This window comes from Streptomyces sp. HmicA12, from assembly GCF_000373565.1.
In the GTDB taxonomy this organism is placed as follows: domain Bacteria; phylum Actinomycetota; class Actinomycetes; order Streptomycetales; family Streptomycetaceae; genus Streptomyces.
Genome location: NZ_KB891810.1, coordinates 38,927 through 52,295, shown reverse-complemented (window position 1 = coordinate 52,295; position 13,369 = coordinate 38,927). Strand labels below are relative to the sequence as shown.

General features: G+C 72.8%; 14 protein-coding genes. 10 read left to right on the top strand and 4 right to left on the bottom strand.

Annotated features, from left to right (window positions below; all coding sequences use genetic code 11):
• Positions 1-20 precede the first annotated feature (20 nt).
• Entirely contained in the window at positions 21-1,172 is a 1,152-nt protein-coding gene (locus tag B072_RS0120880) for an NADH-quinone oxidoreductase subunit D (RefSeq protein ID WP_018531920.1), read from the top strand.
• On the opposite strand, the gene B072_RS0120875 is transcribed toward B072_RS0120880, so the two are convergent.
• Positions 1,137-2,171, bottom strand: coding sequence for an SAM-dependent methyltransferase (locus tag B072_RS0120875; protein WP_018531919.1), 1,035 nt, complete (start codon positions 2,169-2,171; stop codon positions 1,137-1,139). The two genes, B072_RS0120880 and B072_RS0120875, sit on opposite strands and share 36 nt — an antisense overlap.
• Positions 2,172-2,289: 118 nt before the next feature.
• Here B072_RS0120875 and B072_RS0120870 point away from each other — a divergent pair, with 118 nt between their 5' ends.
• Together B072_RS0120870 and B072_RS0120865 are read left to right on the top strand one after the other, a co-directional pair.
• On the top strand, positions 2,290-3,492 hold the full coding sequence (locus B072_RS0120870) for a sensor histidine kinase (protein WP_018531918.1): 1,203 nt from the start codon (positions 2,290-2,292) through the stop codon (positions 3,490-3,492).
• Positions 3,493-3,557: 65 nt separating this feature from the next.
• A complete protein-coding gene (locus B072_RS0120865) occupies positions 3,558-4,226 on the top strand; it encodes a response regulator (RefSeq protein ID WP_018531917.1) in 669 nt (222 codons plus the stop codon).
• Positions 4,227-4,235: 9 nt separating this feature from the next.
• On the opposite strand, the gene B072_RS43620 is transcribed toward B072_RS0120865, so the two are convergent.
• Entirely contained in the window at positions 4,236-4,679 is a 444-nt protein-coding gene (locus B072_RS43620; RefSeq protein WP_078506507.1) for a Uma2 family endonuclease, read from the bottom strand.
• A 14-nt stretch (positions 4,680-4,693) separates the two neighbouring features.
• Here B072_RS43620 and B072_RS48255 point away from each other — a divergent pair, with 14 nt between their 5' ends.
• On the top strand, positions 4,694-4,870 hold the full coding sequence (locus B072_RS48255; protein ID WP_158689215.1) for a hypothetical protein: 177 nt from the start codon (positions 4,694-4,696) through the stop codon (positions 4,868-4,870).
• A gap of 46 nt (positions 4,871-4,916) precedes the next feature.
• Here B072_RS48255 and B072_RS0120855 read toward each other — a convergent pair whose 3' ends face one another.
• The gene (locus B072_RS0120855) at positions 4,917-6,023 is read right to left on the bottom strand and encodes a DUF5937 family protein (RefSeq protein ID WP_018531916.1); all 1,107 of its coding nucleotides are present in this window, start codon (positions 6,021-6,023) and stop codon (positions 4,917-4,919) included.
• A gap of 159 nt (positions 6,024-6,182) precedes the next feature.
• Between B072_RS0120855 and B072_RS0120850 the strand changes: the two genes are divergently transcribed.
• Positions 6,183-6,431 carry a hypothetical protein gene (locus tag B072_RS0120850; RefSeq protein WP_018531915.1) on the top strand — a complete coding sequence of 83 codons (249 nt, stop codon included), beginning with the start codon at positions 6,183-6,185 and terminating at the stop codon, positions 6,429-6,431.
• 61 nt (positions 6,432-6,492) lie between these two features.
• On the opposite strand, the gene B072_RS0120845 is transcribed toward B072_RS0120850, so the two are convergent.
• A complete protein-coding gene (locus B072_RS0120845; protein WP_018531914.1) occupies positions 6,493-7,680 on the bottom strand; it encodes a threonine aldolase family protein in 1,188 nt (395 codons plus the stop codon).
• A gap of 176 nt (positions 7,681-7,856) precedes the next feature.
• Between B072_RS0120845 and B072_RS0120840 the strand changes: the two genes are divergently transcribed.
• The 5 genes from B072_RS0120840 to B072_RS0120820 are packed head-to-tail and all read left to right on the top strand — an operon-like array spanning position 7,857 to position 13,291.
• A complete protein-coding gene (locus tag B072_RS0120840) occupies positions 7,857-8,792 on the top strand; it encodes a Rossmann-like and DUF2520 domain-containing protein (protein ID WP_026246093.1) in 936 nt (311 codons plus the stop codon).
• Positions 8,789-9,784, top strand: coding sequence for a pantoate--beta-alanine ligase (panC, locus tag B072_RS0120835; protein WP_018531912.1), 996 nt, complete (start codon positions 8,789-8,791; stop codon positions 9,782-9,784). Before B072_RS0120840 ends, panC begins: the two co-directional genes overlap by 4 nt.
• A complete protein-coding gene (locus B072_RS0120830; protein ID WP_018531911.1) occupies positions 9,781-11,496 on the top strand; it encodes an L-aspartate oxidase in 1,716 nt (571 codons plus the stop codon). The genes panC and B072_RS0120830 overlap by 4 nt, the downstream gene beginning before the upstream one ends.
• Positions 11,493-12,494: a carboxylating nicotinate-nucleotide diphosphorylase gene (gene nadC, locus B072_RS0120825; protein WP_018531910.1), complete on the top strand. Its 1,002-nt coding sequence runs from the start codon at positions 11,493-11,495 to the stop codon at positions 12,492-12,494. Before B072_RS0120830 ends, nadC begins: the two co-directional genes overlap by 4 nt.
• Positions 12,494-13,291, top strand: coding sequence for a type III pantothenate kinase (locus tag B072_RS0120820; RefSeq protein WP_018531909.1), 798 nt, complete (start codon positions 12,494-12,496; stop codon positions 13,289-13,291). Before nadC ends, B072_RS0120820 begins: the two co-directional genes overlap by 1 nt.
• Positions 13,292-13,369: the final 78 nt, after the last annotated feature.

Genomic DNA, 13,369 nt, shown 5'->3' with positions numbered 1-13,369 from the left:
ACGTACGAGAGACTGTCCGCATGACGCCCACGACTCAGGCCACGGTCGGCATCGGTGGTGCCGCGGAGAGCACCGACATGGTGCTCAACATCGGTCCGCAGCACCCCTCCACCCATGGTGTGCTGCGCCTGCGTCTCGTGCTCGACGGCGAGCGGATCCAGCACGCGGAGCCGGTCATCGGCTACATGCACCGCGGTGCCGAGAAGCTCTTCGAGGCGCGGGACTACCGGCAGATCGTGATGCTCGCCAACCGCCACGACTGGCTGTCCGCGTTCTCGAACGAGCTGGGTGTCGTGCTCGCCGTCGAGCGGATGCTGGGCATGGAGGTCCCCGAGCGCGCCGTCTGGCTGCGGACCCTGCTCGCCGAGCTGAACCGTGTGCTGAACCATCTGATGTTCCTGGGTTCGTACCCACTCGAACTGGGCGGAATCACTCCGGTCTTCCACGCCTTCCGTGAACGCGAGGAACTCCAGAACGTGATGGAGGAGATCTCCGGCGGCCGCATGCACTACATGTTCAACCGGGTCGGCGGCCTCAAGGAGGACCTGCCGCTCGGCTGGACAACGCGCGCGCGGGAGGCCGTCGCGTCCGTGCGCTCGCGTATGGACGTCTACGACCGTCTGGTCCTCGGCAACGAGATCTTCCGGGGCCGCACGCGCGACGTCGGCGTCCTGTCCGCCGAGGCGGCGCACTCGTACGGGGTCTCCGGCCCGATCGCCCGCGCCTCCGGCGTCGACTTCGACCTGCGCCGCGACGAGCCGTACCTCGCCTATGGAGAGCTGCAGGACACCCTGAAGGTCGTCACGCGGCAAGAAGGCGACTGCCTGGCCCGTTTCGAGTGCCTTCTGGAGCAGACCCACAACGCCCTCGACCTCGCCGACGCCTGCCTCGACCGGATCGCCGAGCTCCCGCCCGGCCCGGTCAACCAGCGCCTGCCGAAGGTCCTCAAGGCGCCCGAGGGCCACACGTACGCGTGGACGGAGAACCCGCTCGGCATCAACGGCTACTACCTCGTCTCCAAGGGCGAGAAGACGCCGTACCGCCTCAAGCTGCGCTCCGCGTCCTACAACAACATCCAGGCGCTGACCGAGCTGCTTCCGGGGACGCTGGTCGCCGACATGGTGGCGATCCTCGGCTCACTGTTCTTCGTGGTCGGCGACATCGACAAGTAGGCCGCGTGTCTCCGGCGTCTCCAGGGAGACGGGCTCGACGAGCCACCCGAAGTCCCCGAGCCCGCCCCGCGCCGTCAGCTCCGCCGCCTCTCCCGCCCGCGCGAGGGCCCGTACGTACGCGGCCGGGTCCTGGGACGCGAGGGCCAGCGGCGGGCGGCCCGCGGTGACGCCGAGGGCGTGCAGGGCGGCGCGCTGGGGGAGCAGCCGGGCGCCCGGCGCGGTCGCGCAGGCGTCGAGCGCCACGTGCGCCGTGAGGTCGCAGGAGCCGTCGGGCACGGGCGCCGTCTCGCGGCCCTCCCTGAAGCCCGTCAGCGTGCCGAAGGGCGGGCGGGACGCGCGCGTGTGTGCGTAGTCCACGGCGACCGCCAGACCGCGCTCCAGGGTGCCCACGGCCGCCGCCCACGCCTCGTCGCGGTCCACCCCCACCTCGGCGCGCAGCCCCGGCTCGGCCGGCAGCGGCCACCACCGCTCCAGCCACCGGGCCGACCGCTCGTCGAGAGGCAGGCCGGAGAGGGATTCCGTGCCGTCGTCCCGTACGAGGACGAGCCGGGCGGCGCCGTCCGCGTCCGTCTCCACGACGTCGGCGGGGACGTTGTCGAGCCACTCGTTCGCGAACAGCAGCCCGGTGATCCCGGTGGGCGGCTCGGACCGCCACTCGATCCGGTGATCGAGATCCGCGGGGCGCCCGGCGATCTCCACCGCGCAGGCACGCACGCGTGCGGCCACTTTTTCCGGGAGCACCTGGAGGACGCGAGAAACCAGTTCGCCGTGCCCCGCCGCCATGTCGACGAACGCCAGCTCGGCGGGCTCACCGAGCGCCGCGTCCACCCGGCACAGCAACTCGGCCACGGCGTGCGCGAACAGCGGGGACGCGTGCACCGACGTACGGAAGTGTCCGGCCGGACCCTCGGGCCCGCGATAGAAGCCGGCCGGGCCGTACAGTGCCTGCTCGGCGGCCTCGCGCCAGCCGCGCGCACCGCCCTCTCGTGCGTTCTCCACGCCTGAAGGCTATGTGCGCCGGGCGCATGCGCCTCCACCTTGGGGAGTACGCGCGCCCGGTGCGGATCGACCCTCCGGTTGACCCCTGCACGCTGCACGCTTACCTACTCTGGGTTACGTGCAGCGCCTCTACGACTTCCTCCGCAGACACCCGACATGGGTCGACGGCTTCTGGGCCGTGGTCCTGCTCGGGTTGTCGGTGGCGACCCTCGGCAGCGTCACCGGGGCGCCGTCGCGGGGCAACCAGACGGCGGGGATCTTCTGCGCCGTGCTGCTGAGCGTCGTCGTCACGCTGCGCCGCCGGATGCCGGAGCGGATGCTGATCCTCGCGATCGTGGTCGGCCTGGCCCAGCTGGTGCTCGACGCGGAGACCGATCCCGCGGACTTCGCGATGCTCGTCATCGTCTACACCTGCGCGGCGAACGGGGCGCGGTGGTCGTCCCGGCTCGCACTCGGCGCCGGCCTGTGCGCGGCGCCGCTCGCGCAGCTGCGCTGGCCCGAGGAGCAGGCCAGCGGCGCGGGCCAGATCGCCGTCACCGTCTTCACGATGGTGCCCTTCGCCCTCGCCTGGGTGCTCGGCGACTCGCTGCGCACGCGGCGCGCCTATCTGGCCGAGCTGGAGGAGCGCGCCGCCCGCCTGGAGAAGGAGCGCGAGGCCCAGTCGAAGGTCGCGGTAGCGGCCGAACGGGCCCGCATCGCCCGCGAGCTGCACGACGTCGTCGCCCACAACGTCTCGGTGATGGTGGTGCAGGCGGACGGCGCCGCCTACGTCCTGGACACCGCCCCGGACCAGGCGAAGAAGGCCCTGGAGACCATCTCGGGCACGGGCCGGCAGGCGCTCGCCGAGATGCGCCGCCTGCTCGGCGTGCTGCGCACCGGGGAGCGCGAGCAGGGCGAGGAATACGTTCCGCAGCCCGACGTCGAGCAGATCGAGGACCTCGTCGGCCAGGTGCGCACCGCGGGCCTCCCGGTCGACTTCAAGGTGGAGGGCACCCCGCGCCCGCTGCCCAGCGGCGTGGAGCTGACCGCGTACCGGATCGTCCAGGAAGCCCTCACCAACACCCGCAAGCACGGCGGTCCGAACGCGGGCGCGAGCGTGCGCCTCGTCTACTTCGACGACGGGCTCGGCCTGCTGGTCGAGGACGACGGCAAGGGCGCCCCGCACGAGCTGTACGAGGACGGCGGCGCGGACGGTCGCGGGCACGGCCTCATCGGGATGCGGGAGCGCGTCGGTATGGTCGGCGGCACGCTGGACGCGGGACCGCGCCCCGGCGGTGGGTTCCGTATCAGCGTCCTGCTGCCGCTCAAGCCCGCCCATTGACACGTACCAGCTACGCAACCGGTACAAGCCGCCACGAGATGTCACGCGACGTAAGGACAAGACCGATGTCGATCAAGGTCATGCTCGTCGACGACCAGGTGCTGCTGCGCACCGGGTTCCGGATGGTGCTCGCCGCCCAGCCGGACATGGAGGTCGTGGCCGAGGCGGGCGACGGCGTCGAGGCCCTGGAGGTGCTGCGCGCGACCTCGGTGGACGTGGTCCTCATGGACGTACGCATGCCGAAGCTGGACGGCGTCGAGACGACGCGGCGCATCTGCCAGGACCCGAACCCGCCCAAGGTGCTGATCCTGACCACCTTCGACCTGGACGAGTACGCGTTCTCCGGGCTCAAGGCGGGCGCCTCCGGCTTCATGCTCAAGGACGTGCCGCCCGGCGAGCTGCTCACCGCGATCCGCGCCGTGCACAGCGGTGACGCGGTGGTCGCCCCGTCCACGACGCGGCGCCTGCTCGACCGGTTCGCGCCGATGCTGCCCAGCAGCGCCAAGGAGCCGCAGCACCAGCAGCTGGAGCGGCTCACCGAGCGCGAGCGCGAGGTCATGATCCTGGTCGCGCAGGGCCTGTCGAACGGCGAGATCGCGGCCCGCCTCGTGCTGTCCGAGGCCACCGTGAAGACGCACGTGGGCCGCATCCTGACCAAGCTCGGTCTGCGCGACCGCGTCCAGGTCGTCGTCCTCGCCTACGAGACGGGACTTGTCCGGGCCGGCGGGGCCTGAGAGGGGGAACTACTCGGCCGTCGGCTCGGTCCAGGTCTTCAAGGGGGCTGTGTCCAGCGTGATGCCCACGGGGGAGGGCAGGGCCACGGTCTTCCCCAAGGCCGCCGAGTGGCGTTGTTGATACGTCCCGTCGGTCGGCTCGCTGTAGACGGTCACCTCGCCGGCCTCGCGGTCGATGAGCAGGTACACCGGGATACCGCTCCCGGCATAGGCGCGGGGCTTCTCGACACGGTCCCGCTCGTCGGCGTCGGCGGCGGCGTCGTGCGACGTGACCTCGACCGTCATGAGGACGCCGCTGGGGTCGGCCCAGGTGCCGGCCCGCAGGAAGTGTCCGCGCGGCGCGAGGGTCCCGTCGGGGCGGGCCCTCCCTTGCGGTAGGTCTCGACGCGCAGTCCACGCTTTCCGTAGAGGCCTACCTGGGGGTCGTGCTGCATACAGACCGATTGCAGCCACAGCACGATCTCGTCGTGCACGCCGTCGGGCACGGCCTTGACCCCCAGTTTTCCGTTGACGAACTCCAGGCGCAGACCGTCGGCCTCACGTTCGGCGGCGGCGGCGAGCGCCTCGAACTGCTCGGGTTCCATCTGGGCATCGACGCGCGGGCGGTCGTCCACAGCACTCATCGCGGGCCGCCTCTCGCCTGATTCATCCAGCCTAGCCCGCGCATGCCCGGGCCGTACGGGCTTGCCGTCAGCGCAGCACGCCCTCGATGAAGTCCGCGCCGAGCCGCGACACCACGCTCAGGTCCAACTGGTGCTGCACGTAACGCCCCTTGCGGCGCGTCGTGACCAGCCCCGCCTTCTTCAGCACCGACAGGTGCCGGGATATCTCCGGCGCCGTCATCCCGTGCGCGTCGGCCAGCTCGCTCGTCGTGTACGAGCCGCGCGCCAGGTGGCGGCACAGACGCATGCGCACCGGGTGGGCGAGGGCGGACATACGCAGGGTCAGCTGCTCCACGGAGGGCGGCGCGGTGAGGCCCGGGGAGGAGATCGGGTACGTGATCATCGGCTGCCAGCCGGCGCGGTGCAGCACCCACAGGTGCGGCCACCCCAGGCTGGTCGGGGCCAGGACCAGATGGCCGTCGCCCGCCTCCGCGCGCCCCACGGAGATCTTGTCGACGATGACGGTGCGCCCCTCCGCGTCGAGCGAGACCGAGCCGGAGACCGCCGTGAGCGCCTCCCTGAGCCCCTTGCGGCGCAACAGCTCCGTCTTGTGCCGCGCGTCGGCCGCCAACTGGTGCTGCACGCGCGCCCACACATCCGCGAAGAACGCCTCCTCGCAGTCCTGCATCAGCTCACGGAACCAGGCCCTGATCGCGGGCGGATCCTCCAGCAGGCGCTGGGTGAAACGCACTTGGGGCAGCCCGCGCGCGGCCGCGAGATCGAGCGCGCGCTCGCGGGTGCCCGGGTCGGCGAGCCGGTTCACCGCCCGGTCCGCGTACGACGACTGGCAGGTGAACTCCAGGGCCGCGTCCACGAACTGCTCGTCGGAGAGCTTGTCGAGCAGGTCCAGCTCCTCGGCGAGCGTGGCGCCGGGCAGGGTGCGCCGCCCCGGGACCCCGGCGGACGGCGTGAACACGTCGGAGAACGTCGTGCGCCACAGGAAGTCCGCCTCGCACATCCGGTCCGCGAGGCACGGGTCGAGGCATGCGGACACGCTCGCCGTCCACCCCCGCAGCCCCGGGTGGTGGGCGGGTTCCGACAGCGCGTGCAGCGCCATGCCCAGCTCGGCCAGGGGCGAGGGCACGACATGGACGCGGTCGGCCGGCAGGCCGGTGATGTCGATGCTCACGCTCATGACCCCATGGTGCACGCCGCCACTGACAGCCGGGTCGTCGATTGACGGCTCCCGTCAATCGACGTGACCGGGCCGAGGCGGCGGGCGCAGTCTCGTGGTCATCGGCCCCGAAGCGTGACAGGCAGGCTTTTTCCGGGGCGAAACGTGACAATCGAGTTGATGAGCGAGGTGGTCGTCATGACCGTCACCCAGCAGTACGCCCTCGACGTCTTCAGGGCCGCCCAGCGCGGCGAACCGGCGCCGCCCGCACCCGGCACGCACGAGATGGCCGCGCTGCGCGAGCTGCGGGACTACCGGCGCTTCCGGGCGGTCCTGGCGGAGCGCCCCGCCCGCGGCCGCATCCGTGCCGCCCTGACCCGACGCCTCTCCGGACACCGGGGCCACCGCGGCCACGCGGCCGGATGCTGAGCGCGGACCGGCCCTAGACCCCTAGACCCCTAGACCCCTAGAGCCCAGGGGCACCAGAGCCCTAGAACCCCTGCGGCAGTCGCCGTACGAAGTCCGCGACGGCCGCGCGGACGTCGTCGGCGCTCCACTCCAGGCCCGGCGCGGCGACCGTGACCTCGGTGACCGAGCATCCCGGCACCTGGGTCGTGGGGAACCAGCGCCCGAACAGCGCCGTCCCCGTCTCCTCCGCCTGCTCCAGCGCCGCCCGGGCGAGCACCTCGGTGTCGTAGGGCAGCAGGACCCGGAACTGATGCGTGTGCGGCTCCTCGGGGTGCACCCGCGCCCACGGGACACCGGCCTCGGCGAAGCCCTCCCGCAGCGCTCGCGCCACCACGCGCGCGTGGTCCACGTACGAGGGCAGCCGCGGCAGCTCCCGCTCCAGGCCGGCCAGCGCCGCGATCGCCTGCGGGAACTGCTGGAAGACCTGACCCCCGTAACGGTGCCGCCAGGCCCTGGCCTCGTCGACGAACGACCGCGGGCCCGCGAGCGCCGCGCCGCTGAGGCCGCCGAGCGACTTGTAGAACGACACGTAGACGCTGTCCGCCAGGTCGGCGATCTCGTCCAGCGGGCGCCCGAAGTGCGTCGCGCACTCCCACAGGCGGGCCCCGTCGAAGTGGACCACGGCGTCACGCGCGCGTGCCGCCTCGCAGACCGCCTCCAGCTCGTCCCAGGTGGGCAGCACGAACCCGGCGTCCCTGAGCGGCAGTTCGAGCATCAGCGTGCCGAACGGCTCGTCCAGGTCGCGCACTTCCGCGGCGTCCATCTGGCGCGGCTCGGTCGTCGGGTACACCGTGCGCAGCCCGGACACCGTGGTCAGCGCCTGGCGTTCGTGGACCTCGGGGTGGGCCAGCGGATGCAGCGCCACCGTGGAGTTGCCGGTGCGGCCCGCCCAGCAGCGCAGCGCGACCTGCTGCGCCATGGTGCCGGTGGGGAAGAACGCGGCGGCTTCCTTGCCGAGGAGCCCGGCGACCTTCGCCTCCAGGTCGGCGACGACTCCGTCCCCGTACAGGTCGACGTCACCGGAGAGGTCGGTCACCGACCCCGCCACGTCGGTCAGGCGTGCCCAGTGCTCGGCCAGCGTGGGCACCTGCGGGCCGCGCGCCAGCGTGCGCCGCGCACCCCGCAAGGCGGCGAGACGCCGTGCTGCCTGCTGCTTCTCGCCGGTTTCGTGATTCTCGGGGACCTCGTCGCCCTTGTTCGCCGCACTCATACAGCGATCATGGCGCACGCGCGGTCCGTCCTCCACGGGATGTGCGGGGCAGGGGCGCACGGGCGTGCGCTTGCCCACAGCCTGTGGACAGCCGGGGCCCGGCCGCCCAGATAGCGTTAACATGACGAGAAATCGTCCGGTACCCCGAGCGGACTGGAACGGAAGGCCATCGTCCAGTGACCTCAGCCCCACAGTCACCCCGATCAGAACCCACCGACCCCAGGGACCGCCCCGCCCGCCTCGCCGTGGGCGTCGTCGGCGCCGGCCGGGTGGGCCCCGCGCTCGCCGCCTCCCTGCAGCTGGCCGGACACCGTCCGGTCGCCGTCTCCGGCGTCTCCGACGCCTCGGTGCGCCGCGCGGCCACCATGCTCCCCGACGTCCCCCTGGTGCCGCCCGCCGAGGTCCTCGCGCGGGCCGAACTGGTCCTCCTGACCGTGCCCGACGACGTCCTGCCGGGCCTCGTCGAGGGGTTCGTCGAGACCGGTTCGATCCGCCCGGGACAGCTGATCGTGCACACGTCGGGCCGGTACGGCACCAAGGTCCTGGACCCGGCGCTGCGCGCGGGCGCCCTGCCGCTCGCGCTGCACCCCGCGATGACGTTCACCGGCACCGCCGTCGACGTCCAGCGGCTCGCGGGCTGCTCGTTCGGTGTGACCGCGCCCGAGGAGCTGCGGCTCGCCGCCGAGGCCCTGGTCATCGAGATGGGCGGCGAGCCCGAGTGGATCGCCGAGGAGATGCGGCCGCTCTACCACGCGGCCCTCGCCCTGGGTGCGAACCACCTGGTCACGCTGGTCGCCGAGTCGATGGACCTGCTCCGTGACGCGGGCGTCACCGCCCCCGACCGGATGCTCGGCCCGCTGCTGGGCGCCGCCCTCGACAACGCCCTGCGCTCCGGCGACGCCGCGCTCACCGGTCCCGTCGCGCGCGGCGACGCGGGCACCGTCGCCGCCCACGTCTCGGAGCTGCGCAAGCACGCGCCGGAGACCGTCGCCGGGTATCTCGCGATGGCCCGCGCCACCGCCGACCGCGCCCTCGCGCACGGCCTGCTGAAGCCGGAGCTCGCGGAGGATCTGCTCGGCGTACTGGCCACGGGCGCGGAGGACACACGATGAGCGCCTTCAAGACGAAGCTCGTGCACGAGGGCGCGCAGCTGCGCGCACGCGCGCGGAGCGGACAGCGCGTCGCCGTCATGACGATGGGCGCCCTGCACGAGGGCCACGCCACCCTCGTGCGCACGGCACGCGAACGCGCGGGCGAGGACGGCGAAGTCGTCGTCACGGTCTTCGTGAACCCGCTGCAGTTCGGCGCGGGCGAGGACCTCGACCGCTATCCGCGCACCCTGGAAGCCGACGTCAAGATCGCCGAACAGGCGGGCGCGGACGTCGTGTTCGCCCCGTCCGTCGACGAGGTCTATCCCGGCGGGCAGCCCCAGGTCCTGTTGTCGGCGGGCCCGATGGGCGAGCGCTTCGAAGGAGCGTCCCGCCCCGGCCACTTCGACGGCATGCTCACCGTCGTCGCGAAGCTGCTGCACCTCACCCGCGCGGACGTCGCGCTGTTCGGCCAGAAGGACGCCCAGCAGCTCGCCCTGATCCGCCGCATGGTGCGCGACCTGAACTTCGACGTGGAGATCGTCGCCGTGCCCACGGTCCGCGAGAGCGACGGCCTGGCCCTGTCCTCCCGCAACCGCTACCTCTCCGCGGACGAGCGCCGCACCGCGCTCCTGCTCTCCCGCGCCCTGTTCGCGGGCCGCGACCGGCACGCCGCCCAGGAGGCCCTGCGCGCGCGTGCCGTCGAAAGTCCCACCACGCGCGCGCGTGCCCGCGCGCTCGACGCGCTCGGCGAGGCCCGCGCCGCCGCCGACGCGCACGCGGTCGCCTCCCCGGGCGGCCCGGCCGCGGTCCTGGCCGCCGCCCGCCAGGTCCTGGACGAGGCCCGTCGGCTGCGTCCTCCGGCCGAGCTCGACTACCTGGCCCTGGTCGACCCGTCCGACTTCACCGACGTACGGGACGGCTTCGAGGGCGAGGCCGTCCTCGTGATCGCCGCGCGCGTGGGCTCGACCCGGCTGATCGACAACCTGCCCCTGACCTTCGGAGGTCACCTGTGACGAGCACAGGCATACGTCTCCACGCCCCCGCCCCCGGCTGGTCCCTGGAAGCCGACGTCGTGGTCGTCGGCTCCGGCGTCGCCGGACTGACCGCCGCCCTGCGCTGCGAGGCCGCCGGCCTGCGCACGGTCGTCGTCACCAAGGCCCGCCTCGACGACGGCTCCACCCGCTGGGCCCAGGGCGGCATCGCCGCCGCGCTCGGCGAGGGCGACACCCCCGAGCAGCACCTGGACGACACCCTGGTCGCGGGCGTCGGGCTGTGCGACGCGAACGCCGTGCGCACCCTGGTCACCGAGGGCCCCGACGCGGTGCGCCGGCTCATCGCGACCGGCGCCCGTTTCGACGAGGCCGCGGACGGCACGCTCGACCTGACCCGCGAGGGCGGCCACCACCGCCGCCGCATCGCGCACGCGGGCGGCGACGCGTCGGGCGCCGAGATCTCCCGGGCCCTGGTCGAGGCGGTCCGCGAGCGCGGGCTGCCCACGGTCGAGAACGCGCTGGTCCTCGACCTGTTGACGGACGCCGAGGGCCGCACGGCCGGTGTCTCCCTGCACGTGATGGGGGAGGGCCAGCACGACGGCGTCGGCGCCGTCCTCGCCCCCGCCGTGGTCCTCGCGACCGGCGGCATGGGCCAGGTCTTCTCCGCGACGACGAACCCGCACGTGTCCACGGGCGACGGAGTGGCACTCGCCCTGCGCGCGGGCGCCGAGGTCAGCGACCTCGAATTCGTCCAGTTCCACCCGACCGTGCTCTTCCTGGGCGCGGACGCGGAGGGCCAGCAGCCGCTCGTCTCCGAAGCCGTACGCGGCGAAGGCGCCCACCTGGTGGACGCGGACGGTGTGCGCTTCATGGTGGGCCAGCACGAACTCGCCGAACTGGCGCCCCGCGACATCGTCGCCAAGGGCATCACGCGCCGCATGCAGGAGCAGGGCGCCGAGCACATGTACCTCGACGCGCGGCACTTCGGCGCCGAGATGTGGGAGCACCGGTTCCCGACGATCCTTGCCGCCTGCCGCGCCCACGACATCGACCCGATCACCGAGCCGATCCCGATCGCCCCGGCCGCGCACTACGCCTCCGGCGGCGTGCGCACCGACCTGCACGGCCGCACCACGGTCCCCGGTCTGTACGCGTGCGGCGAGACCGCCTGCACCGGCGTCCACGGCGCGAACCGCCTCGCCTCCAACTCCCTTCTGGAAGGCCTGGTCTACGCGGAGCGCATCGCGGAGGACATCCAGCGGGAGCACGCCGAGAACCACCTCCACGCGCGCGTGCCCGCCCCCGTCCCGCACCCGGACACCCCGACCCACCCGCTGCTGCCCGCGGAGGCCCGCTTCGCGATCCAGCGGGTGATGACGGCGGGCGCGGGCGTGCTGCGCTCCGCCGACTCCCTCGCCGAGGCCGCCGCCCAGCTCGGCCGCATCCACGCCGAGGCCGCGGGCGCCCTCGCGGAGAACGGCAAGACGGCCGTCCCCGGCGTCGACACCTGGGAGGCCACCAACCTCCTGTGCGTGGCCCGCGTCCTGGTCGCCGCCGCCCGCCGCCGCGAGGAGACCCGCGGCTGCCACTGGCGCGAGGACCACGCGGACCGGGACGACGCGGAGTGGCGCCGCCACATCGTCGTACGGCTGAATCCCGACCGAACACTGGCCACGCACACCACACAAACAGCAGACTTCCCGGCAACGGTAAAGAACCCTCAGGAGCAGTGACCGACGTGAGCGCGACCCCCGAACTCCCTCTGGCAGAAGCCGACAGCGGCGGCTGCGGCGACAACTGCGGCTGTGCGCACGGCGACGCGGACGCCGACGTCATGGAGTGCGGCCTCGACCCGTCGCTCGCCCAGCTGCTCCTGGACGCGGGCCTGCACCCGGTCGAGATCGAGGACATCGCCCACATGGCGATCGCCGAGGACCTCGACGGCGGCGTGGACGTCACCACGGTCGCCACGATCCCCGAAGAGGCCGTCGCCACCGCGGACTTCACGGCCCGCGAGGCCGGCGTCGTGGCCGGACTGCGGGTCGCCGAGACGGTCATCTCGGTCGTCGCGTCCGACGAGTTCGAGGTGGAACGGCACGCGGAGGACGGCGACCTCGTGGAGGCCGGCCAGAAGCTCCTCTCGGTCACCACCCGCACCCGCGACCTGCTCACCGCCGAGCGCAGCGCGCTCAACATCCTGTGCCGCCTCTCCGGCATCGCCACCGCCACGCGCGCGTGGGCGGACGCGCTGGACGGCACCAAGGCGAAGGTCCGCGACACCCGCAAGACCACCCCCGGCCTGCGCTCCCTGGAGAAGTACGCGGTCCGCGCGGGCGGCGGCGTCAACCACCGCATGTCGCTCTCGGACGCGGCCCTGGTCAAGGACAACCACGTGGTGGCCGCCGGCGGCGTCGCCCAGGCCTTCCAGGCCGTACGCGACCGCTTCCCCGGCCTGCCGATCGAGGTCGAGGTCGACACGCTGCACCAGCTGCGCGAGGTCCTCGACGCGGGCGCCGACCTGATCCTCCTGGACAACTTCACGCCGTCCGAGACCGAGGAGGCCGTGGCGCTCACCGACGGCCGCGCGCTCCTGGAGTCCTCCGGCCGCCTCACGCTGGAGAACGCCGCCACGTACGCGAAGACGGGCGTCGACTTCCTCGCCGTGGGCGCCCTGACCCACTCCTCGCCGATCCTCGACATCGGTCTCGACCTGCGGGAAGCGACCGTCTGATGCTGCTCACCATCGACGTGGGCAACACCCACACCGTGCTCGGCCTCTTCGACGGCGAGGAGATCGTCGAGCACTGGCGCATCTCCACGGACGCGCGCCGCACCGCCGACGAGCTGGCGGTCCTGCTCCAGGGCCTGATGGGCATGCACCCGCTGCTCGGCGACGAGCTCGGCGACGGCATCGACGGCATCGCCATCTGCTCGACCGTCCCCTCGGTCCTGCACGAACTGCGCGAGGTCACCCGCCGCTACTACGGCGACGTCCCCGCCGTCCTGGTCGAGCCCGGCATCAAGACCGGAGTCCCGATCCTCATGGACAACCCCAAGGAGGTCGGCGCCGACCGCATCATCAACGCGGTCGCGGCCGTCGAGCTGTACGGCGGCCCCGCGATCGTCGTGGACTTCGGTACGGCGACGACGTTCGACGCGGTCTCCGCGAGGGGCGAGTACACCGGCGGCGTGATCGCGCCCGGCATCGAGATCTCCGTCGAGGCGCTCGGCGTGCGCGGCGCGCAGCTGCGCAAGATCGAGCTGGCCCGGCCGCGCAGCGTCATCGGCAAGAACACGGTCGAGGCGATGCAGTCCGGCATCGTGTACGGGTTCGCGGGCCAGGTCGACGGGGTCGTGAACCGGATGGCCAAGGAGCTGGCCGACGACCCGGACGACGTCACCGTCATCGCGACGGGTGGGCTCGCGCCGATGGTCCTGGGCGAGGCCTCCGTCATCGACGAACACGAGCCGTGGCTGACCTTGATCGGGCTCCGGCTCGTTTACGAGCGGAACGTCAGCCGGCTCTGAGGTATGCGTCGGCGGCCGGTGGCCGGGCCACGCCGCTGATTGCCGGTTAAGCCGATTTGTCCGTAATAGACCGTATCG